The sequence below is a fragment of the Deinococcus sp. AJ005 genome (genome assembly GCF_009017495.1).
Taxonomy (GTDB): Bacteria; Deinococcota; Deinococci; order Deinococcales; family Deinococcaceae; genus Deinococcus.
In genome coordinates this window covers 2,469,356-2,488,426 of record NZ_CP044990.1, presented here as the reverse complement: position 1 = coordinate 2,488,426, position 19,071 = coordinate 2,469,356, and the positions used below count along the sequence as shown (strand labels likewise).

Annotated in this window: 18 protein-coding genes; 11 read left to right on the top strand and 7 right to left on the bottom strand. The window is 65.0% G+C overall.

What is annotated here, in order from left to right; all coding sequences use genetic code 11:
- Positions 1–88 precede the first annotated feature (88 nt).
- The 5 genes from DAAJ005_RS13980 to DAAJ005_RS13960 all read left to right on the top strand — a co-directional run bounded on the left by DAAJ005_RS13980 (position 89) and on the right by DAAJ005_RS13960 (position 5,473).
- Entirely contained in the window at positions 89–316 is a 228-nt protein-coding gene (locus DAAJ005_RS13980) for an RNA-binding S4 domain-containing protein (protein ID WP_075833884.1), read from the top strand.
- A gap of 23 nt (positions 317–339) precedes the next feature.
- The gene (locus DAAJ005_RS13975) at positions 340–855 is read left to right on the top strand and encodes a DUF1684 domain-containing protein (RefSeq protein WP_192930964.1); all 516 of its coding nucleotides are present in this window, start codon (positions 340–342) and stop codon (positions 853–855) included.
- 56 nt (positions 856–911) lie between these two features.
- Positions 912–1,676: a peptidylprolyl isomerase gene (locus DAAJ005_RS13970; protein ID WP_192930773.1), complete on the top strand. Its 765-nt coding sequence runs from the start codon at positions 912–914 to the stop codon at positions 1,674–1,676.
- A 91-nt stretch (positions 1,677–1,767) separates the two neighbouring features.
- Positions 1,768–3,573: an ABC transporter ATP-binding protein gene (locus tag DAAJ005_RS13965; RefSeq protein ID WP_151847647.1), complete on the top strand. Its 1,806-nt coding sequence runs from the start codon at positions 1,768–1,770 to the stop codon at positions 3,571–3,573.
- A gap of 73 nt (positions 3,574–3,646) precedes the next feature.
- On the top strand, positions 3,647–5,473 hold the full coding sequence (locus DAAJ005_RS13960) for an ABC transporter ATP-binding protein (protein WP_151847646.1): 1,827 nt from the start codon (positions 3,647–3,649) through the stop codon (positions 5,471–5,473).
- Positions 5,474–5,544: 71 nt separating this feature from the next.
- Here the strand turns inward: DAAJ005_RS13960 and DAAJ005_RS13955 are convergent, their stop codons facing one another.
- Positions 5,545–8,163, bottom strand: coding sequence for an outer membrane protein assembly factor (locus DAAJ005_RS13955; RefSeq protein WP_151847645.1), 2,619 nt, complete (start codon positions 8,161–8,163; stop codon positions 5,545–5,547).
- Positions 8,164–8,509: 346 nt separating this feature from the next.
- Between DAAJ005_RS13955 and DAAJ005_RS13950 the strand changes: the two genes are divergently transcribed.
- From DAAJ005_RS13950 to DAAJ005_RS13940, 3 genes are read left to right on the top strand one after another with little or no spacing between them, the layout of a single operon-like run.
- On the top strand, positions 8,510–9,163 hold the full coding sequence (locus DAAJ005_RS13950; RefSeq protein ID WP_151847644.1) for a YggS family pyridoxal phosphate-dependent enzyme: 654 nt from the start codon (positions 8,510–8,512) through the stop codon (positions 9,161–9,163).
- Entirely contained in the window at positions 9,160–10,011 is an 852-nt protein-coding gene (locus DAAJ005_RS13945; protein WP_151847643.1) for a DivIVA domain-containing protein, read from the top strand. The genes DAAJ005_RS13950 and DAAJ005_RS13945 overlap by 4 nt, the downstream gene beginning before the upstream one ends.
- Positions 10,011–11,261, top strand: coding sequence for a cytochrome P450 (locus DAAJ005_RS13940; RefSeq protein WP_151847642.1), 1,251 nt, complete (start codon positions 10,011–10,013; stop codon positions 11,259–11,261). Before DAAJ005_RS13945 ends, DAAJ005_RS13940 begins: the two co-directional genes overlap by 1 nt.
- On the opposite strand, the gene DAAJ005_RS13935 is transcribed toward DAAJ005_RS13940, so the two are convergent.
- Positions 11,251–11,925 (bottom strand): hypothetical protein, encoded by a 675-nt coding sequence (locus DAAJ005_RS13935; RefSeq protein ID WP_226342433.1) that lies wholly within the window; start codon positions 11,923–11,925, stop codon positions 11,251–11,253. The two genes, DAAJ005_RS13940 and DAAJ005_RS13935, sit on opposite strands and share 11 nt — an antisense overlap.
- Before the next feature lie 40 nt (positions 11,926–11,965).
- Positions 11,966–12,169: a helix-turn-helix domain-containing protein gene (locus DAAJ005_RS13930; RefSeq protein WP_151847641.1), complete on the bottom strand. Its 204-nt coding sequence runs from the start codon at positions 12,167–12,169 to the stop codon at positions 11,966–11,968.
- Positions 12,170–12,653: 484 nt separating this feature from the next.
- Between DAAJ005_RS13930 and DAAJ005_RS13925 the strand changes: the two genes are divergently transcribed.
- The 3 genes from DAAJ005_RS13925 (at position 12,654) to DAAJ005_RS13915 (ending at position 15,978) form a co-directional block, all read left to right on the top strand.
- Positions 12,654–13,622 carry a leishmanolysin-related zinc metalloendopeptidase gene (locus tag DAAJ005_RS13925; RefSeq protein ID WP_151847640.1) on the top strand — a complete coding sequence of 323 codons (969 nt, stop codon included), beginning with the start codon at positions 12,654–12,656 and terminating at the stop codon, positions 13,620–13,622.
- Positions 13,623–13,802: 180 nt separating this feature from the next.
- A complete protein-coding gene (locus DAAJ005_RS13920) occupies positions 13,803–14,579 on the top strand; it encodes a DUF554 domain-containing protein (protein ID WP_151847639.1) in 777 nt (258 codons plus the stop codon).
- Positions 14,580–14,799: 220 nt separating this feature from the next.
- Positions 14,800–15,978 carry a DUF4384 domain-containing protein gene (locus DAAJ005_RS13915; protein WP_151847638.1) on the top strand — a complete coding sequence of 393 codons (1,179 nt, stop codon included), beginning with the start codon at positions 14,800–14,802 and terminating at the stop codon, positions 15,976–15,978.
- A 248-nt stretch (positions 15,979–16,226) separates the two neighbouring features.
- Here the strand turns inward: DAAJ005_RS13915 and DAAJ005_RS13910 are convergent, their stop codons facing one another.
- From DAAJ005_RS13910 to DAAJ005_RS13895, 4 genes are all read right to left on the bottom strand, one after another.
- A complete protein-coding gene (locus tag DAAJ005_RS13910) occupies positions 16,227–16,712 on the bottom strand; it encodes a nucleoside deaminase (protein WP_151847637.1) in 486 nt (161 codons plus the stop codon).
- 12 nt (positions 16,713–16,724) lie between these two features.
- Complete coding sequence (gene nspC, locus DAAJ005_RS13905; RefSeq protein WP_151847636.1) at positions 16,725–17,975, bottom strand: carboxynorspermidine decarboxylase; 1,251 nt, start codon at positions 17,973–17,975, stop codon at positions 16,725–16,727.
- A 42-nt stretch (positions 17,976–18,017) separates the two neighbouring features.
- The gene (locus DAAJ005_RS13900; RefSeq protein WP_192930772.1) at positions 18,018–18,515 is read right to left on the bottom strand and encodes a DcrB-related protein; all 498 of its coding nucleotides are present in this window, start codon (positions 18,513–18,515) and stop codon (positions 18,018–18,020) included.
- Between the two features lie 83 nt (positions 18,516–18,598).
- Positions 18,599–19,036, bottom strand: a complete 438-nt coding sequence (locus DAAJ005_RS13895) for an Hsp20/alpha crystallin family protein (RefSeq protein ID WP_151847634.1) — start codon at positions 19,034–19,036, stop codon at positions 18,599–18,601.
- Positions 19,037–19,071: the final 35 nt, after the last annotated feature.

The window sequence follows — 19,071 nt, the reverse complement described above, 5'->3', positions numbered from 1 at the left end:
CGCGAAACAATCCCCTTGCAGGTCCTCTCCCCACCGAGAGGGCTTTTTTGTTCTCCCGCCAGCCGCCGCGCTTTGCTACGCTGCCCGCATGACAGGCAGCCGAGGCGCAGCACAGAATGGAGAGGCACAGGACACCATCGATCTTCAGGATTTTCTGAAAATCAGTGGCGTGGTGGACACCGGGGGTGAGGCCAAATTCCGCGTGCAGGGCGGCGAGGTCCGGCTGAACGGCGAGATCGAGACCCGCAGGCGCAAGAAGCTGAGGCGCGGCGACATCGTGGAATACGGCGGTGAAAAGCTGACGGTGGACTGGTGACCTCACCGTACACCGACGCCGTGATGGACTTTCGCCGCCGCAAAGATGAGCATTTTGCCGCGGGGCGTGGTCCGGTGGACGTGGCCGCGTTTCACGGCCTGCGCTATTACCCGCCAGATCAGGCGTGGGCCTTCAATGGGCCGCTGACCCTGACGCCCCCCGGTCCGGCAGCCGAATTCACGCTGGAAACCAACACCGGTCAGCCGCGCACGATGGCTCTGTACGGCACGGTGGCGCTGACTTTGCCCGGCGGCGAACAGACCCTGAGCGTCTTCGTCCCGCTGGGCGACGAGCAACCACAGCGCGTCTTCATCCCCTTCCGGGACGCCACCAGTGGGAAAGAAACCTATGGCGCGGGCCGCTATCTGGATGCCCCGCTGGTTCGCAGCGAGGGGGGTGAGACGCTGGTGTCAGTGGATTTCAATCTGGCCTATCACCCGTACTGCGCTTACGGTGACGGCTGGACCTGCCCGCTGCCCCCGCCTGGAAACGTGCTGCCCGTGGCGGTTCAGGCTGGGGAGCGGCTGCCCGAAAGCTGAGGCTCCGACTTACGGGGGACGCCCGCCCGCGCCCGGCTGCTCTAAACTGGGGCGTTATGAAGAATGCTGTTCTGATCCTGAGCGCCCTGCTGGCGCTGACCGCCTGCCAGAAGAAGGCGGACGACACTGCTGCTGCCAAGCCGGATGAAACCGCTGCTGCCGCGAAGCCTGCCGAGACGACGCCCGCCGCACCTGCCGTGACCACTCCGGGTGCGGTTCCGGCTGGCTATACCCTGGTCCCTGACCTGACCAAGGAGCCAGTGCGCGAGTTCAAGAAGGAACCCGCGATGGCCCTGCAAGACGGCCAGGACTACTACGCCCTGATCGACACCAACCGGGGCCAGATTCTGGCAGACCTGTACGAGCAGGAAACCCCGGTCACGGTCAACAACTTCGTGACGCTGGCCCGTGACCGCTACTTCGACGGCATCCGTTTTCACCGCGTCATCGACGGCTTCATGGCCCAGACGGGCGATCCCCTGAGCGTGGACGAGGCCAAGAAAGACCAGTGGGGAACGGGCGGTCCCGGCTACAGCTTCGCCGACGAATTCCGCACCAAGCTGACCTTCAACTCCGAAGGCATCCTGGCAATGGCCAACAGCGGCCCGGCCACCAACGGTTCTCAATTCTTCATCACGCTGGCCCCCACCGACTTCCTGAACGGCAAGCACACCATCTTCGGCAAGGTGGTTACGGGTGACGGCGCGCTGGCCAAGCTGACCCGCACCAGCGACACCGCGTCCGGCCAGGAAACCCCGATTGCCGGTGCCAAGGCCGACGAGATCCTGTCGGTGCGGATTCTGACCAAGAACAAGAGCTGAGGGCTGGGGGGAGGGGTTGATCGTGGGAGCTACCCTCCAAATGCGCCACATTGCGTATGCAATCCAGGCCGCGCCGCTCTAGCCTGTAGGGATGTCTGTGCCCGCCCCCACTCAACAACATTCCGAGCCGTCCAGGCCGTCATCCACGCTGGGCGTGCTTCGCGTGTACCTGGGACCGCTGAAGTGGCAGGTGGCGGGTCTGGCTGCGCTGCTGCTGACCGGCACCGGCCTGAACCTGCTGCTGCCGCAACTGCTCCGCACCTTCGTGGACAACGCCAAGCTGGGGGCGGGGGCAGACGTGGGGCTGCTGGCACGGCTGGCTGGGATGTATATCGCGCTGGCGGTGGGCGTGCAACTGATGACGGCGGGGGCCACCTACGTGGGCGCGCGGGTGGGCTGGACCGCCACCAACCGGCTGCGCGTGGACCTGATGGCCCACCTGCTGTCGCTGGACATGCGTGAGCATAAGGAACGTACCCCCGGCGAGATGATCGAACGCATCGATGGCGACGTGACGGCCCTGAGCAACTTCTTCTCTCAGTTCGCAGTGCGGGTGTTCGGCGCGGCGCTGCTGCTGCTGGGCGCGCTGTTCATGTTCTTCCGCGAGGACTGGCGCGTGGGTGCGGGCGTCAGTCTCTTTGTCCTCCTGACCCTGATCGCCATGAACCGTGTCCGCAAACTGGGCGTGGAACCCACCCGGCTGGAGCGTGAATCCAGCGCCAAGTTGTTCGGCTTTGTCGAAGAACGCCTTTCGGGTCTGGAAGACATTCGCAGCCTGGGCGCGGGCGGCCACCATCTGAACAGTTTTCTGCGGACGCAGCGCACTTTCTTTACCAACAGCGTCAATTCCTGGCGGCGGCGCAGCATCGTGTGGCAACTGAGCATGGCCCTGTTCGCCGTCGGCTACGTGGGCGTGCTGTCGGCGGCGGTGGGCCTGTACGCAGCGGGAACGATCACGCTGGGCACGGCCTTTTTGCTCTACAACTACATGAGTCTGGTGGAAGAACCGATTGATCAGCTCACGCAGCAGTTGCAGGAGTTGCAGAAGGCCGGGGCCAGCCTGTTCCGGGTGGGCGAGATTCTGGCCCTAAGGAGCGCGATTCACGGCGGCAGCGCGGCCTTGCCGGAAGACAGCGCCCTGAGCCTGGAATTCGAGAACGTCGCGTTCAGCTATTCCCCTGACGAGCCGGACTTACGCGGCGTCCTGCACGACGTTTCCTTTCACCTGCCTGCCGGACAGACGCTGGGGCTGCTGGGACGCACCGGCAGTGGCAAAACCACCCTGACCCGCCTCGTCTCGCGGCTGTACGATGCCACGTCCGGCACCGTGCGGCTGGGCGGGATGAACGTGCAGGACGTGGACCTGCACGGCTTGCGGCGGCGCGTGGCGGTGGTCACGCAGGACGTGCAACTGTTCCAGGCCAGCGTGCGCGACAACCTGTCCTTCTTTGACCCGCAGATCACCGATGAGGAAGTGGAGGCGGCCCTGAACGAGGTGGGCCTGGGCACCTGGCTGGCCCGCCTGAAAGACGGTGTTCACACCCCGCTGCCCACGGGGAGCCTGTCGGCGGGGGAGGCGCAACTGCTGGCCTTTGCCCGCGTGATGCTGCGCGATCCCGCCGTGATCATCCTCGATGAGCCGAGCAGCCGTCTGGACCCCGCCACCGAAGCCCTGCTGACCGCCGCCATGACCCGCCTGCTGGCCGGACGCACTGCAATTATCATTGCTCACCGTCTGGATACTGTGGCCCGCGCAGACCGGATTCTGGTGCTGGGCGACGGCGAGGTGCTGGAGGACGGCCCCCGCGCCGTGCTGGCCCACACCCCGCACAGCCACTACGCCGAACTGCTGCGCGCCGGGACCCTGGAAGAAGAGGGCGCGGGGGTGCTGGCATGAGGTATTCAGCCCCTGACACTCAAAATCTTGCCCCCGTGTGCCCTCACGCCTTATCACTGACCGGAGTCTCTGCATGACCACCGCCCCCACCTCTAGTTCTTCCGCCAAATCGGCTGCCACCGCGCCGGACCGCACCTTTGCCCTGACCAAACGGCTGTTCGCGTACAAACCGGGTCTCTTCGCTTTCAATCTGTTCATGTGGGGCATGGTTCACGTCTCTCCCGCGCTTCTGGCGCTGGCGATCAGCCGCATTTTCGGGCAACTGGATCAGGCAGAGCTGCTCCGCAAAAGCGGCGGGGATACAGGCGCGACCATCCTGGCGGCCTGGGTGTTCGTGGGGTGGTTCGCGCTGGTGCGGGTCAGCCGCTTCGGCATCTTCTACGGGGCGTTCCGGGCGTTCATTGAGATCTGGTACACCCTGGACGCGCTGCTGCGCCGGAATCTGCTGGGCTACCTGCTGACCGCCCGGGGTTCGCGCCGCCTGCCCGACACCCCTGCCGAGGCCGTCAGCCGTTTCCGCGACGACGTGGAGGACGTGGCTGGGTATGTGGAGGTCTGGATCGACAGCCTGGGCTTCGTGCTGTACTCGCTGGTGGCGATCACGCTGATGGCCCGCGTGGACCCGCTGATTACCGTGCTGATCTGCACGCCGCTGCTGCTGATGGTGGCCTTTGTGCAGAAGCTCTCGCCCACCATCCGCAATTACCGCCGCCGCATGCGCGAGGCCACCGCCCGCGTGACCGATTTTATCGGCGAGACCTTCGGGGCCGTGAGCGCCGTCAAGCTGGCCGCCCGTGAGGACGGCATGGTGTCCCACCTCCGCACCCTGGGCGAGACGCGCCGACACGCCGCCCTGCGCGACGTTCTCCTGACCGAGCTGATCCGGGGCGTCAACACCAACATGGTCAATCTGGCGGTGGGGCTGGTGCTGCTGCTGGGAGCCAACAAGATTCGCGGCGGCACGCTGGAAATTGCCGATTTTGTGCTGTTCATCGGCCTGCTGCCGCGCCTGACCGGGAGTATGGGCTTTTTTGGCGACGCGATTGCCCGTCACCGCCGCACCGGGGTCAGCTATGACCGCATGACCCGTCTGTTGCAAGACGCGCCCGACACGAAGATCGTGGAACACCATCCGGTTTACCTGCATGCCAGGCCACCTGCGCCGCCCGCCGCGCCGCCGGAACTGCCGCTGGAAGAATTGCGGGTGTCTGGTCTGACCGCAATCCACGACAGCGGCCTGGGGGTGCGTGATGCCAGCTTCACCGTTACACAGGGCGAATTCGTCGTCGTGACCGGGCGCATCGGCAGCGGCAAGAGTACGCTGCTGCGGGCGCTGCTGGGCCTGATCCCGGCGCAGTCCGGCACGGTGGAGTGGAACGGGCAGGTAGTGGAAGACCCGGCCACCTTCCTCGTCCCGCCGCGCAGCGCCTACACCTCCCAGATTCCCAGCCTGTTCAGCGACAGCCTGCGCGAGAACGTGCTGAGCGGCAGCCATGAGGACCGATTGGGCCGCGCCGTGCGTCTGGCGGTGCTGGAACCCGATCTGGCGCAGTTGCCACAGGGTCTGGATACGCCCGTGGGCGCACGCGGCGTCAAGCTCTCCGGTGGGCAGATGCAGCGCACGGCGGTGGCCCGCATGCTGGCGAGGGACGCCGATCTGCTGGTCTTCGACGACGTCTCCAGCGCCCTGGACGCCCGCACCGAGGCGCAACTGTGGGACGGCCTGTTCAGCGAGACCGACGCGACCTGTCTGGTGGTCAGCCACCGCCGCGCCGCATTAAGCCGCGCCGATAGGATTTTGCTGATGCAGGACGGACGTATCGTGGACGAGGGGACGCTGGAGGGTTTGCTGGAGCGCAGCGAGGAAATGCGGGCGCTGTGGGCAGAACAACCCAGTTGAACGGTTGACGCAAAAGGGCGCGCATCCTGTTCGGGGATACGCGCCTCTTTTTTGTTTTCTTCAGCCTCAGCTCAGAAGAAGTTGCCGATGCGGAAGTAGAACTGGCCGCGCTGGTTCTGGGGGCTGTAGCCGTAATCGAAGCGCAGGCTGGGCAGCAGCGCCCCGCCGATGCCCAGGTTGAGCTGAACGCCCGCGCCCACGCCGTATTGCAGGCTGAAGTTGGGGTTTTCCTTGGTGCCCCAGGCGCTGCCGGCGTCCGCGAAAGCCACGCCGTACAGGCCCTGCGCGATGCCCGCCTTGAGGCCGAAATCGAAACGGTACTCGGCGCTGGTGGTGAAGTAGTTGACGCCGAACAGCGAGCCGTCGGGCAGGCCGCGAATCTGGCGTGAGGACTCAGGGGTGCTGCCGCCGCCGATGGAAAAGCCGGTGCCGCCGGGCGCGCCGCTGGCGTTTAAGATGGTGCCAGCGTTGGCCCGCACCGCAAAGACCTGCTGCTTGGTCTGCAAGCCCAGATCCTTGTCAATCGTGCGCCCGAAGCCGTAGTAGGTGCTGCCGCCGCCCTCCACGTCGCTCCAGCGCAGCGGGGCTTGTCCCTGCCGCCCGAAGTTGTATCCGGCGTTCACGTTGGCGCGGAACCCCTGGTCGGGGAACTCTGGATTGGTGGTGCTGTCGTAATTCAGGCCGCTGCTGACGCGGGTGGTCACGCCTGCCTCGGGCAGCAGGCTCTGGGCCTTGGCCTCGTCGAAGGTGTAGGTCTGGGCTGGCTGGCCGTTCGTCCCCGCGATCTCGACGGTGTTCTTGTCCCCCTCTTTCAGGGCTTCTAAGTAGTAGGTCTTGTAGCTGATGCCCACGCCCACGCTGCCGTACAGATACTTGGTCAGGTTGCGCCCGGTGTTGACGCTGAAGCCGGTGCTGCGGACCGTGTAGTCGTAGCCGGTGTCGGTGTTGGCCGGAAAGCCGGTGCCAGCGGGCGTGTCGGTGGGCTTGGTGAACACGGCGTTGTTGCCGTTGACGTTGCTGCCCACGCCGAACGACAGGCTGGTGCGGTTCTTCTGGAAGTCCAGGAACTTCAGGTCCAGCCAGGGAATGGTGTAGCTGACGTTGCCGTTGAAGTTCTGCCCGGCGTCGTTCTGCTGCGCGCCGATGGCCACCGTGAAGGCGTGGCCCAGTCCGAAGGTGTTGGGGTTGGTATAGGCCGCGTCGCCGCTGAAGCCGCCCGCGAAGCTGTCGTAGGTCAGGCCCAGGCTGACGGGGATGCCCTTGGCCTTTTCCGTGATGCCCAGCACGTAGGTCACGTTCTCTGGGTTCTGAGGATCGCTGCGGACGGATTCCGTGGTCACGCTCACGAAGCCCAGACGGCTGATGCGGGCCAGCGAGGCGCTGAGGTTCTCGCGGTTGAACGCGCTGCCGGGATCGGGCAATTCGCGCAGGATCACGCGGTCCTTGGTGCGGTGCGCGCCCTGCCAAGCCAGCTCGTAGCCCACCAGCTTGACCTCGCGGACGTTGAAGGTCAGTGCGCCTTCCTTGAAGCTCACCGCGTCGCGGGTGCTGATCTCGTAGCCCTGCTTGCGGTAGGCGTCACGCAGCGCCAGAAAGTCGTCCTGCGCCAGTTGCGGGCTGTAGATGTCGCCCGCCTTGGTCTTGACGGCGGCCAGCAACGTGGCGGTGGGAAGAAGCGTGTTGCCGGTGATGGCAATGGTCTTGACTGGCCCGGAAGCCACGTCCGACGCCCCGAACAGCACGGTCACCTCGCCGGGATTCTCTGGGTTGGGCTGGAGCGCGAAGCCCACTGGCTTGCCGGTCTGGTTGGCCAGTGTCCGCACGTCAGCCTGAAGGCTGGCCAGGGTCACGGGCTTGCCGGGGGCGGTCTGGAGCGTCACTTTGGGGTCTCCCAGGTTGCTCAGGTCTACATCAGCAACCTTGCCCTCGATCACGTTGACCTTCAGCACGCCGTCCACCAGGGTGCTGTTTTTGGTGTCCACCCCGGCTTGCAGGTATCCGGCGTCGTCGAAGGCCATCTGGAGCTGCTGCACCGCGCCGTAGTACAGGTCTGGCGTGAACTTCTTGGTGTCGTACAGCGGCTTGAAGATGTTGGTCACGGTGGCGGCGGGCAGCAGGGTCACGCCGCTGACCTCCACGCGCTTGATCGGGGCGGTTTCGTCCACCACGAAGGTCACGGTGACGTTGCCGTCCGTACCCGCCTTGGTCTGGGCGCTGATGCTGGGGGCAAAGGGGTAGCCTTCGGTCTGGTAGTTCTGGGCCAGGGCTTCTTTCGCCTGATCGAGGCGCTGGGTGTTCAGCGTCGCGCCGGGGGCGATGTTCAGCAGCTCGCCCACCGACTTGGTGAAGGCGTCGGCGTTCAGGAAGGTCAGGCCGCTGGCCGTCACCGCCGTGATGGTGGGGTTGGGGACCACCGTGACGTTCAGGGTGTCCTTGCCCGCCACGGTCCGCAGTTCGGCCACGGCACTCTTAAAGTAACCAGTGGCCACGACTTCCTGCTCGACGGCCCGCAGGTTGACACTGGACAGCGGCGCGCCCGGCTGGACGCTGAGGGTGGCGCGCAGGAAATTGGTCAGCAGATCGCTGGTTCCGGTCACGGTGATGTCCTGGACGGTTCCGGCGGTCTGGGCCTGGGCCACGGCGGGCGCAACCAGCGCGACGGTTACGGCGAGTGTTAAAGGGTGTCGCATTCTTCTCCTAGTTTCGCACATCTCTGAACTCGCCCTGACCGCACAAATGCCCGCAAATGGGCACGGGCAGAGCAGGGCTGGGGGCCGGATGAGGCGGTCACTGCGTCCACAGTTGCTGCTCAGCCCCTGAGAAGGGTGAAGATCGGGTGCGTCACGGTGAAAATGGCCCCCTGGCCGCACGGCTCAGGGGGTTTGTCCTTGAGCCTCCTGCCAGGGTGGAGGACAATGGAGGGATGTTCTCTACTCAGATGGTTCGTGACGTTGCGCCGGGTGTGGGATGGATCAGCCGCATTGATCTTGGATTTGCCGGGAACGCTCCTGACGCCCTCTTCCCCAGGCAAACGCCATGAGTCTTCCCGAAATCGTCGCCCACTTGCGGGCGCTGGAGCAGGAAGCCGGGCGCGAGGCAGGCAGCGCCAGACTGGTGGCCGTGACCAAGGGTCAGACCCTGGAGAGTATCGAGCGTCATGTGCTGGCCCACGGCACCTACCCGCTGGGCGAGGGCCGCGCCCAGGAACTGCGCGACAAGGCCGCCGAGCGCCCTGACTGGGAATGGCATTACATCGGCCCCCTCCAGCGCAACAAGATCAAGTACCTGCGCCCGGTCACGCTGGTCCACGCCATCGAGGCCGTGTGGCAGGCCGAGGCCATTGCAGAGGCGGCGCAGAAGTGGGGCCACGCGCCAGACCTGCTGCTGCAACTGCACAACGGCGAGGAACAGAAGCACGGCGTTCCGGCAGACGAACTGGCAGAGACCCTCAAAAGCGTGCGTGAAACGGGCCTGACCGTGCGCGGGCTGATGGTCATGGCCCCGGATTTCGGTGAGGACCTGACGCAGGCCGAGACCGAAACCCGTATTCTGCGGCTGTTTACCGACACGGCGCGGCATGCCCACGATCTGGGCCTGAGTGAACTGAGCATGGGCATGAGTGGCGATTACCCACTGGCCGTGCGCGCAGGAGCCACCCTGGTGCGGGTGGGAAGGAGCCTCTTTACATGACTGACCTGACCCGATCTGACCCCACCCGAGACCTGAACTCTGAGCCGTCTTCCGAGCTGACCCCCGGCACCACCGCCCGCCGCGATTCCAACCGGCTGACGCCGCTGGACATCCGCCATCAGGAATTTCCCGGCAGATTCGGCGGTTACCGGCGTGACAGCGTGCGGACCTTTCTGGCCCAGGTGTCCGATGAGCTGGAGGCGGTGCTGGGCGAGCAACTGCGCGGGCGCGAGACGCGCACCCGGCTGGAGCGTGAGCTGGAGGAACTGAAAGCCTCGCAGGACCAGATTCGCCGCGCGGTGGTGGCCGCCGAGCAGATGGGCCACGACATGCGCCAGAACGCCACCAAGGAAAGCGAGTTGATCGTGGCCCACGCCAATGCGCAGGGCGAGAGCATGCTGCGTGAGGCCCAGGCCCGCAACGTGGAATTCGAGGCCCAGCACGGCGCACGCATGACGGCCCTGGAGGCCACCTTCCACGCCCGTTTCGCCGATCTGGAGCGCGACCACCACCAGTTGCTGTTGGAGCGCGAGCGTGTGCAGACCGAACGCATCAACGCCCTGGAACGCGAGTTCAACGAGCGTCACACCGAATACACCTCGCGGCTGGCTGGGGCGCGGCAGGAATACACTCAGTTTCTGAGCGGCTACCGCGCGCTGATGACCTCGTTCTCTGACCTGTCGGCCCGCCATGTGCTGCCCGAGGACATGGCTCTGCCCGTCTCCGGGCTGCCCAGCCAGCATCTCAAGGGTCAGGGGCGGGCACAGAACAAGGAATTGCCCAGCGCAGACCCTGAAAAAGAGGTGGAGAAGGACACGGCGCTACTCGACGGCCACCAGTTTCTGTAATGACCGGCGAGAATCTCCCACAGTTCCGTCTGCCTGTTGCAGACCCGGACTTTGTCCAGAACCCGTACCCGTTGTTAGCCGAATTGCGCGAGACGACGCCAGTTTTCTTCGATCCAGACATGAACCGGGTGGTCCTGACCCGTTACGCCGACATCAGTGCCGTGCTGAAAGACAAGCGCTTCGGGCGCAGCGCCCTGCACCGTTACTCGCGCGACGAACTGGGCTGGCCGCCCCCCGATCCCGCGCAGGCGCAGTTCGACGCCTTCAACGGCAACCATCTGCTGGATTCCGAGCCGCCCAAGCACACCCGCCTGCGCTCGCTAGTGGGGCTAGCCTTCACGCCGCGCCGGGTGGAGGGCCTGCAAACGCGAATCGAGGCGATTCTGGCCGGGCAGTTGAGTGGACTGGGAGCCTCTAGAGCGTTCGATCTGGTGGCCGATTACGCCGAACCGCTGCCCGTCACGGTGATCGCCGAACTGCTGGGCGTGCCGGAGGGAGACCGTGCGATGCTGCGCCCGTGGTCCGCCGCCATCGTCCGGTTGTACGAGCCGAGCGCCGGGCCGCAGGCACAGGCCGAAGCCGAACGCGCCGTGCAGGACTTCAGCGCCCTGCTGCGTGACCTGAGCCAGCAGCGCCGCCTCAAACCCAGAGACGATCTGATCACCGCCTTCGTGCAGGCTGAGGAAGCCGGGGATCGCCTGAGCGAGCAGGAACTCATCGATACCTGCATCCTGCTGCTGAATGCCGGGCACGAGGCCAGCGTTAACGGTCTAGCGGCGGGCGTGCTGGCGCTGCTGCGGAACCGGAACCACTGGGATGCGCTGGTGGAGGCGGCCCCGCGTGAAGACAGCCTGCCCATCTTCCGCCGTGCCACCGAGGAATTGCTGCGCTTCGACACGCCGCTGCCGATGTTCGAGCGCATCGTGCTGGAAGCCCTGGAATTGCACGGTGCGGCCCTGAAGCCGGGAGACCGCGTTTCGCTGCTGTACGCCAGTGGCAACCGCGATCCGCTCAAATTTATGGAGCCGGACGCGCTGAATCTGGGTCGCGATCCCAACCCGCATCTGACCTTTGGGCTGGGCATCCATTACTGCCTGGGTGCGCCGCTGGCCCGGCTGGAACTGGCTTTAAGTTTGCGGGCACTGTGCCGCGCCTTGCCGGGGCTGCGTTTGGTCAACCCCGACGAGCCGGGCCAGTACACCGGGGGCTTCGTGATTCGCGGGCTGGCGCGTCTGGACGTTATCGGCTAAACCCCCGCCACCACACTGCCGTCAGATCTCCGTCTAGTGCCTCTGTCTCTGCTTCCACTGGTCTATTCAAAGCAAACAGCGCCAGCACACGCGCCGGGCTGCGCGGCAGGCTGCGGTCTAGGGCTTTCTCAGCCGTCCGTACACCCTTGGCCCCCCCCAGCCGCAGTTGCGCGTGGGCCAGCACCGCCAGCAGATGGGAGTCACTGGGCTGCCCGCTGCCCTCGGCCACTTTCAACCCCTCGGCTAGGGCACGCAGGGCGGCATGGGGCTGAGGCAAAAGTTGCTCGCCGCGCAGGGTGGCGGCGGCGATTACGGCCCATATATCGCCTTCCTGCCGGGCCAATTCAAGTGCGTTCGTGGTTTCAGCCTCAGCCTGTGCGTCCGCGAGTTGCCACAGGGCGCGGGCGCGCAGGGCAGCGGGACGGGCGGTGCCGGGCAACGGCTCCAGCACATGCAGCGCGTTCCCGGATTCTCCCACCCGCAATAACGCCGCCGCGTGAGTCAGCGGGTCCGCCTGTGCCCACAACGCGGCGAGGCGGGGGCGGCCCAGTCGCAGGGCCAGCCTCGCCGCCTCGGGTTGACCATGCAGGGGCAGTGTGCCGAAGAAACTCGCGGGTTCGCCGCGTTCCAGCGCCGTTCTCAGTTCAGCCTGCGCGTCAGCCATAGCGGACGCAGGATAACCCGGCCTCAGGGCAATGTTTCGCTTATGCGCTCAGCGCAAGGTCCAGTCCTAGGAAACGCCACAGGGCGCGGCGGGGCACGCGCAGGCCGCTGGGATGTTCCACTGCGCCCAGACGCCCATCGCGAATCCAGCGGCGCACAGTGCGTTCGTGGGTGCCGGTAAAATCGGCGACCTGGCGGACTTTCAGCAGGGTGGGCAGGCTGTGGAACTGGTCTGAAAGGGTCATGATGGACCTCCCAAAAAGAGCTTGGGGCCGACATAAGGCAGGCCCCAGACAGAATTTGATTTCAGTGTTCAGGCCCCGGTGCGTCCCAGGCCAGGTCAAAACAGCGCCGCCGCCCGGCCCAACCCCCAGCGGGGGCGCGGTCAGGGAAGAAGCCTCGGTGTGTTTCAACTTGCGCGGAGCGTAGCACGCTGCACGTCAACTGCGGGTCAGCCCCCAGCGGGTGTAATACACGCGCTGAATTTGAAAAACACGGGGCAAAAAGTTCTGGAAATCTTAACTGGAATACACGAAAGGGCCAGCTTCTTATCTGCTCTGTCACCCGTTGAATGCCGAGAGAATTCTTTTACAGATATCTCATGCCCCGCGAACTACTGTGGGCGCAAGCAGCGATAAAACGCGTCTGGCAGAAGCATTCAGCCCCTATGGTCTGGACGGCTGTTCTGTCTGTGGCCTTCTGTCGCCGTTACACCCTGGAGGTTTCATCATGGCTCAGCCCCGCAGCATTCCCGGTTTCACTCTTGCCGCCTTTTCCCTCAGCGCCGTGCTGGCCTCTTGCGGTGGACCACAGGACGTGGCCACCCCTGCCCTGCAAGGCGGCGAAGCGGCGGCGGCGCAGGTCAGGGTCAGCGTCAGCGATCTGCCCATTGATCCTCAGCTCACGCGTAATCCGTTGCAGGAGCAGGCCACCGAGCGTTACAACATCACGCTGAAATTTGCACCGGGGAGCAGCGCGAGCGTGGTGAACGCTATGCAGACTGCCGCCGCACGCTGGGAAGGCGTGGTCACGCAGGGGCTGCCCAGCTACCGCGCCAACATCCGCGCCGGATCGTGTGGCAGCAATGCGGCCTACGTGGGCACCATCGACGACTTGCTGGTCTTTACCGGCAACACCGCCATTGACGGTCCCGGCGGTATCCTGGCCCAGAGCGGCCCGTGTAGCATCCGCAGTGCCAGTGGCCTGACCACCTACAGCACGCTGGTCTTCGACACTGCCGATCTGGGGGCGTTCAGCAGCCAGTTGGCCGATATCGCCGTGCATGAGTTGGGGCACTCGCTGGGCATTGGGACGCTGTGGCAGCGCTTTGGGCTGGTCAGCGGCATCGGCGGCAGCAATCCCACCTATCAGGGGGGCAACGGCCTGCGTGAATACCGCGCGGTAGGCGGCACCCTGGGCAGCGTTCCCGTGGAAAATCAGGGCGGCCCCGGCACGGCAGGCGGCCACTGGCGCGAAACGACGTTCAAGACCGAGCTGATGACCGGCTACCTGAACAGCGGCGTTTTCAACCCGCTGTCGCGCCTGAGCGTGGGCACCTTGCAGGACATGGGCTACGCCGTGAACTACGGTGCGGCGGACGCTTACCGCATTCCCAGCCTGGGCGGTCAGGGTGTGGACGAACTGCTGGATCTGGGCGGGCTTGAACAGTTGATCGAACCGACGTACCGCAGCGAATAAAACGCCGGGCCTTCTCACCCCCGCCTCTATGATTGAGGTGGGGTTTTGACAGTCCGGGTACAGGGTGGGCGGCTACAGTCGTTCCTCAGTTCGCTGCGGGCCTGATTTTCTGTGGGTGGGGCGTGCGGAGGCAAAGGTGCCTGCTTTCCCCGCCTGCCCGGCGCGCTACCCTTTGTCCCGATGAGTCTTCTCGCACAACTGTCAGGCACTTTCGTGAACGTGGGGACCGTGCTGCTGGGCACGCTGCTGGGCCTGACTGTGGGGGGAAGGCTGCCCGCGCGCACGCAGCGCTCGCTGCTCCAGACCCTGAGTCTGGTCACGCTGTTCATCGGGCTGGACATGGCGGGCAGCCTGAACAAAGTCTCGGCGGGCAGCATTCCGGGCGTGATTCTGGCGCTGGTCAGTCTGGCGGCTGGTGTGGTGATCGGCGAGGCGCTGGGCATTGAGGAAGGTCTGAACCGTCTGGGCGAGGTTCTCAAGAAACGCTTTAAGGGCGGGGGGCGCTTCACGGAGGGTTTCGTGGCCGCCAGCCTGCTGTTCTGCGTGGGGCCTTTGACCTTCGTGGGCGGCTTGCAGAACGGCCTGACGGGGGACGCCTCCAGCTACATCCTGAAAAGCACGCTGGACGGCATTGCCTCGCTGGCGTTGGCGGGCGCCTACGGCATCGGCGTGGGCTTCAGCGTGATCACGATATTGATCGTGCAGGGCGGCATCAGTCTGGCTGCCGGGGCGTTCGCCGCCACGCTGCTGGGCGGTGCGGACCCCGAAACACTCAAGACCAATGCTTACGTGCTGATGCTGACCGGGGCGGGTGGCCTGACCATTATCGGGATCAGTTGGAACCTGATGCTGGCCGGGCTGGGCATGGAGGACAAGCGTGTGCGCGTGGCGAGCATGCTCCCGGCGCTGCTGCTGGCCCCGCTGGCGCTGTGGGTGGCCGGGCTGATCGTCCGGTAACGGTTCGTCTACTGACCGCTCAGGCTGACCAGGGACAAAAGAAATGTGGGTGGGAGGACGGCGATGATGCGTCGGTGGCCTCCCGGCCCTTGCCAGCCCTGCTTTCCTGACTGGGCTTAATGCTCGCGGCTTATCAGTGCCTCGTCAGATTCAGCCCGTACCTTACGCACATTCAAGTTACGAGCAGCACACACCCACTTCGATCCTCAGGAGGCCCGACATGTCCAACCTCAAGCGCATTTCTACCCTGACCGCCCTGCTGGGCCTGACCGTTTCCAGTGCCAGTGCGGGTGACGCACAGCTCAGCGCCCAGAGCATCATCGTCAATCCCTCGCAGCCGGAGCTGAATGTGCAGGTCTGGACGAACCGCGACGCCAGCGGCACCGGGAACCCCGTCTATCAGATCGGCGAGCGCATCAGCGTGGGCCTCAAGACCAATGCGGACGCCTACATCTACCTGTTCAACGTGAATGCGGACGGCAACATTGATCTGTTCTTTCCCAACAGGTACGAGGACAGCAACTATGTCCAGGCGGGCACGCGGGTCTTTCCACGCAATGGCGCGAACTACGGCCTCAGCGTTGGTGGCCCCAACGGGCAGGACAAGCTGCTGGCCGTGGCGAGTACCACCGAGCTGAGCCTGAACGACATCGCCACCTTCGAGGGACAGCAGCAGTTCGCCACCGTCAGTGTGCAGGGACAGGACGGACTGGCGCAGGCGCTGAGTGTCGTGGTCAACCCACTGCCCAGTAACGCCTGGGTCACCGACACCGCCTTCTTCCGGGTGGGCAACACGGTGCAGACGCCGCAGCCCCAGCCCACGCCTGCCGTGCAGATTCAGCCTGGCCAGCGTCAGGACGGCTCCTTCGACAGCGCGATGGTGGACGCCTACGCCCGCCTGAAGGGTGACGAGTCGCTGGGTCAGGCCACCACCTATGCTGCGGCGTGGGGCAACGGTTTCTGGCAGAAGTTCAACGGCGTCGGGGCATACGGCGACGCGGCCCTGCTGCACGCCAACGGCAGCAGCCGCTCCTACTCGGTGCATGGTCGCCTGCTGGCCCGCTACCTGTCACTGGCCCAGGCTGAGAATGGCACAACCCGCCCCCCCAGCCGTCTGGGCTGGGCTGCCGGAGACGAGAAGGTCATTCCCCAAAACCTTTACGGCACCACCGGCCTCTACGGCTTTTTCCAGAACGGCGCACTGTACGACTCGCAGAAATACGGCACCTTCTGGCTGACTGGCCCGGTCCTCAAGTCCTACCAGGGACTGGGCGGCAGCGGCAGCTTCCTGGGGTTTCCCACCCGCGATCAGTACATGCTGAACGGGGCCTGGGCCGCCGATTTCGAGGGTGGCAGCATCCGCACTGTGAATGGCGTTTCCAGGATTTACCGCAAGTAAGCTCAACCCCCAACCTGACTTCTCTGCGCCGGGCATGACTGGACACCCAGTTCGTGACCCCATGCCCGGCCCTCTTTTTCCCAGCCCCGCACCACGGGCCGGGTTCCAATCGGCGCGCTTTTACGGGCAAACGATCTGCCCCGGCGCAACTTTCACCCAACCTCTCCCCGATACAGACATTCAGGCAACAGGCGCAAAGCCCCCGACTCCGTGGCGAGTGTGGGGGCTTTGTGCTGTTCTGGATGCGCTCAGCTTTTGGAACGCCTGCGGATGTTCTGTTCGTGCAGTTCGCGGATACGCTCGCTCAGCGACGGCTCCGGCCCCTCGACATCCGCGTCGTGCAGCACGTCCTGAATGGACAGCGGGTTGACTGGTCCCGGCTCCGCGCCAAACTCTTCCATCCATTCGGTCAGTTGCCTGGACGAACTCGCGTACACGATGCGCCCCAGCCCCACCCAGCCGTGGGCGGCGGAACACATCGCGCAGTGTTCGCCGGAGGTATAGACGGTGGCCTGCCTTCGCTCCTGCGGCGAGAGGTGGGTGGCGGCCCAGCGGGCAATCGCAATTTCCGGATGCTGCGTGGCGTCGCCGCCTGCGGTCCGGTTGTAATCCTCGAACAGAACCTCGCCCGACTGCGACACGATCAGCGAGCCGAAGGGATCGTTGCCCGATTGAAGCGCGGTCTCGGCCAGTTCGACGCAGCGCGTCAGGAAGTATCTGTCCCTGTCATTCATGTTCGCTCTCCCTCAGCTTAGCTTGGCCTTAAATTCCTCGTAACCGAACGTTTTGACCCGCTCGTAGCTGCCGTCCAGATGCAGGATGCCGATATCGGGGTGCTTGACGCCGTTGAAGAAGGTGGTCTTGACCATCGTGTAATGGATCATGTCGTCGAAGATCACGCGGTCCCCGATGTGCAGCGGTTTGTCGAACACGTACTCGCCCACCACGTCCCCGGCCAGGCAGGTGGTGCCGCCGATCAGGTAGGGATGGCCGCCGCCGTAGTCGTTGGCCTCGCGGTGTTCGTGTTCGGGGGGATCACCCGCGCCCAGAATGCGGGGGCGGTAGGGCATTTCCAGCACGTCGGGCATGTGGGCACTGACCGAGACGTCCAGCAGGGCGGCGTTCTTGACGTTATGCACCACGTCCAGCACGCGGCTGACCAGCCAGCCCGTCTGCCAGCCGAAAGCGCTGCCGGGTTCCAGGATCACGTCCACCTCCCACTTCTCGCGGAAGGCGCGCACCAGACGGATCAGGCGGGCGGTGTCGTAGCCCTCCCGCGTCATCAGATGGCCGCCGCCGAAATTGACCCATTTCATGCGGGGTAGGAATTCGCCGAAGTTGCGCTCGACGACTTCCAGCGTGCGCTCCAGCGTGTCGCTGTCCTTCTCGCAGAGGGTGTGGAAGTGCAGGCCGTCCACACCGTCCAGCAGGTCTTCCTGGAACTCGCGGCGCGTGACGCCCAGCCGCGAGAACGGCCCGGCGGGGTTGTACAGGTCCGTCTCGACCTCGGCGTACTCGGGATTGATGCGGATGCCCACCTGAATGTCGCGGCCCCCTTTGCGGGCCTGTTCCACCGCTGGCTTAAAGCGCTCCCACTGAGAGAACGAGTTGAACACCAGATGGTCTGCCAGTTCCAGAATGCGGGGCATTTCCTCGTCGCTGTAGGCTGGGGCGTAGACGTGGACCTCGCCGCGCATTTCCTCGCGGGCCAGAAGGGCCTCGTTCAGACTGCTGGCCGTCGCGCCGGAGATGCCGTATTCGCGCAGCAATGGAAAGGTACTCCACATCGAAAAGCCCTTGAAGGCCACGATGATCCGCGCCCCGCTTTCCTGCTGAACGTGCGAGATCAGCGCCAGATTGCGCCGCAGCCGCGACTCGTCCAGCACGAAGGCCGGGCTGGGAATGGCGGTCCAGTCTATGCTGCCCTCGGGGGTCACGACGGGAAGCTGGAACTCGGCCTTGTGGGTGTCGGCGCTGTGGGTGTCGGTGACGGTCATGCCCACGAGTTTAGCGGGCCAGGGTTTCCTAAACCGCCTTCCTCAACGCAAAAGCTTGAAGCTCTTCACGAACGCTGCGTTGGTGGGCGTCATCTTGGCCTGGAGTCCCTGTTTGGTTGTGGCGGTGACCAGATACGCCTTGCCGCCTGTGACCGCGTAGGTAGAGATGAAGTAGAGCTTGAACTGGCCCTGTCGCCCGGTATAGACGGTTTCCTGTGCCTTGGCCCCGCCCAGAGTGGTGGCGCGCGTGCTGATGATCTTGCTGTCGGTGATCAGTTTTTTCACCTGATCCAGGCTCAGGGCGTGGTACTGCGCCAGGGTGATGCCCGGCGGAAGCGGCTGCACCGCCACGTTCAGGTTGGGTGTGAAATCCCCCTGTGGTTTATCGGCAAAAGCCACCGCCACGCCGGGCACGCTGAGCTGCGTCCAGGCAGGCGGCGGCGTGACCGAGAAACCGTTCTCGGCATTCTTATACGTGGCGGCCAGGGCCGATCCCAGCAGGGTCAGGCCAGCCAGACTCAGGGTGAGTTTTTTCGTCATGGCCCAGTGTAGATGTGTGGTTGGGGCCGTGAGAGCTTGCATGAAGGTTGTTCGGGGAGTCCCTGAATACCCAGAAGGCCCGCTCAGCCGGAGTGGCTGCCGTCCCCGTGTGTGTCGGCACCCTGCTTATCCGCCCCGTGCATATCCGCAGAGTGGACATCGATGGTGGGGTGTTTTTTCTGAAAGCGTACGGTCAGCACGCCGCCCGCCAGATGGGCCTCGCCGGACTGCGGCATTACCTCGCGCGGGAAGGTCAGCACCCGGCGGAAGACGCCGCTGGGACGTTCGGCGCTCAGCAGGCCCTGCGGCGCGGCGCGCTCCCCGGCCACGGTCAACATGCCGCCCTCCTCGTGCATTTCCAGGCGTTCGGGATCGATGCCCGGCACATCCAGATGAAGGGTCAGGTAGGCGTCGCTGTCCGCCCAGTCGGCGGTGGGCGTCCAGGGACCAGCCCCGAGGGTCTCGACCTCCTCGCGCAGGGTCATCAGGTGTTGCAGTCGGGCCAGCACCGGCTCATTCATGCCTGTCACGCTAGCACCCGCGCCGCCGGGCACGC

Excerpts from the sequence above, each read along its gene's own strand:
- DAAJ005_RS13935 (WP_226342433.1), bottom strand. The coding sequence starts at position 11,925 with ATGGCTGACGCGCAGGCTGAACTGAGAACGGCGCTGGAACGCGGCGAA.
- DAAJ005_RS13960 (WP_151847646.1), top strand. The coding sequence starts at position 3,647 with ATGACCACCGCCCCCACCTCTAGTTCTTCCGCCAAATCGGCTGCCACC.
- DAAJ005_RS13900 (WP_192930772.1), bottom strand. The coding sequence starts at position 18,515 with ATGACGAAAAAACTCACCCTGAGTCTGGCTGGCCTGACCCTGCTGGGA.
- nspC (WP_151847636.1), bottom strand. The coding sequence starts at position 17,975 with ATGACCGTCACCGACACCCACAGCGCCGACACCCACAAGGCCGAGTTC.
- DAAJ005_RS13950 (WP_151847644.1), top strand. The coding sequence starts at position 8,510 with ATGAGTCTTCCCGAAATCGTCGCCCACTTGCGGGCGCTGGAGCAGGAA.
- DAAJ005_RS13930 (WP_151847641.1), bottom strand. The coding sequence starts at position 12,169 with ATGACCCTTTCAGACCAGTTCCACAGCCTGCCCACCCTGCTGAAAGTC.
- DAAJ005_RS13975 (WP_192930964.1), top strand. The coding sequence starts at position 340 with ATGGACTTTCGCCGCCGCAAAGATGAGCATTTTGCCGCGGGGCGTGGT.
- DAAJ005_RS13910 (WP_151847637.1), bottom strand. The coding sequence starts at position 16,712 with ATGAATGACAGGGACAGATACTTCCTGACGCGCTGCGTCGAACTGGCC.
- DAAJ005_RS13970 (WP_192930773.1), top strand. The coding sequence starts at position 912 with ATGAAGAATGCTGTTCTGATCCTGAGCGCCCTGCTGGCGCTGACCGCC.
- DAAJ005_RS13895 (WP_151847634.1), bottom strand. The coding sequence starts at position 19,036 with ATGAATGAGCCGGTGCTGGCCCGACTGCAACACCTGATGACCCTGCGC.
- DAAJ005_RS13920 (WP_151847639.1), top strand. The coding sequence starts at position 13,803 with ATGAGTCTTCTCGCACAACTGTCAGGCACTTTCGTGAACGTGGGGACC.
- DAAJ005_RS13915 (WP_151847638.1), top strand. The coding sequence starts at position 14,800 with ATGTCCAACCTCAAGCGCATTTCTACCCTGACCGCCCTGCTGGGCCTG.
- DAAJ005_RS13965 (WP_151847647.1), top strand. The coding sequence starts at position 1,768 with ATGTCTGTGCCCGCCCCCACTCAACAACATTCCGAGCCGTCCAGGCCG.
- DAAJ005_RS13940 (WP_151847642.1), top strand. The coding sequence starts at position 10,011 with ATGACCGGCGAGAATCTCCCACAGTTCCGTCTGCCTGTTGCAGACCCG.
- DAAJ005_RS13925 (WP_151847640.1), top strand. The coding sequence starts at position 12,654 with ATGGCTCAGCCCCGCAGCATTCCCGGTTTCACTCTTGCCGCCTTTTCC.
- DAAJ005_RS13945 (WP_151847643.1), top strand. The coding sequence starts at position 9,160 with ATGACTGACCTGACCCGATCTGACCCCACCCGAGACCTGAACTCTGAG.
- DAAJ005_RS13955 (WP_151847645.1), bottom strand. The coding sequence starts at position 8,163 with ATGCGACACCCTTTAACACTCGCCGTAACCGTCGCGCTGGTTGCGCCC.
- DAAJ005_RS13980 (WP_075833884.1), top strand. The coding sequence starts at position 89 with ATGACAGGCAGCCGAGGCGCAGCACAGAATGGAGAGGCACAGGACACC.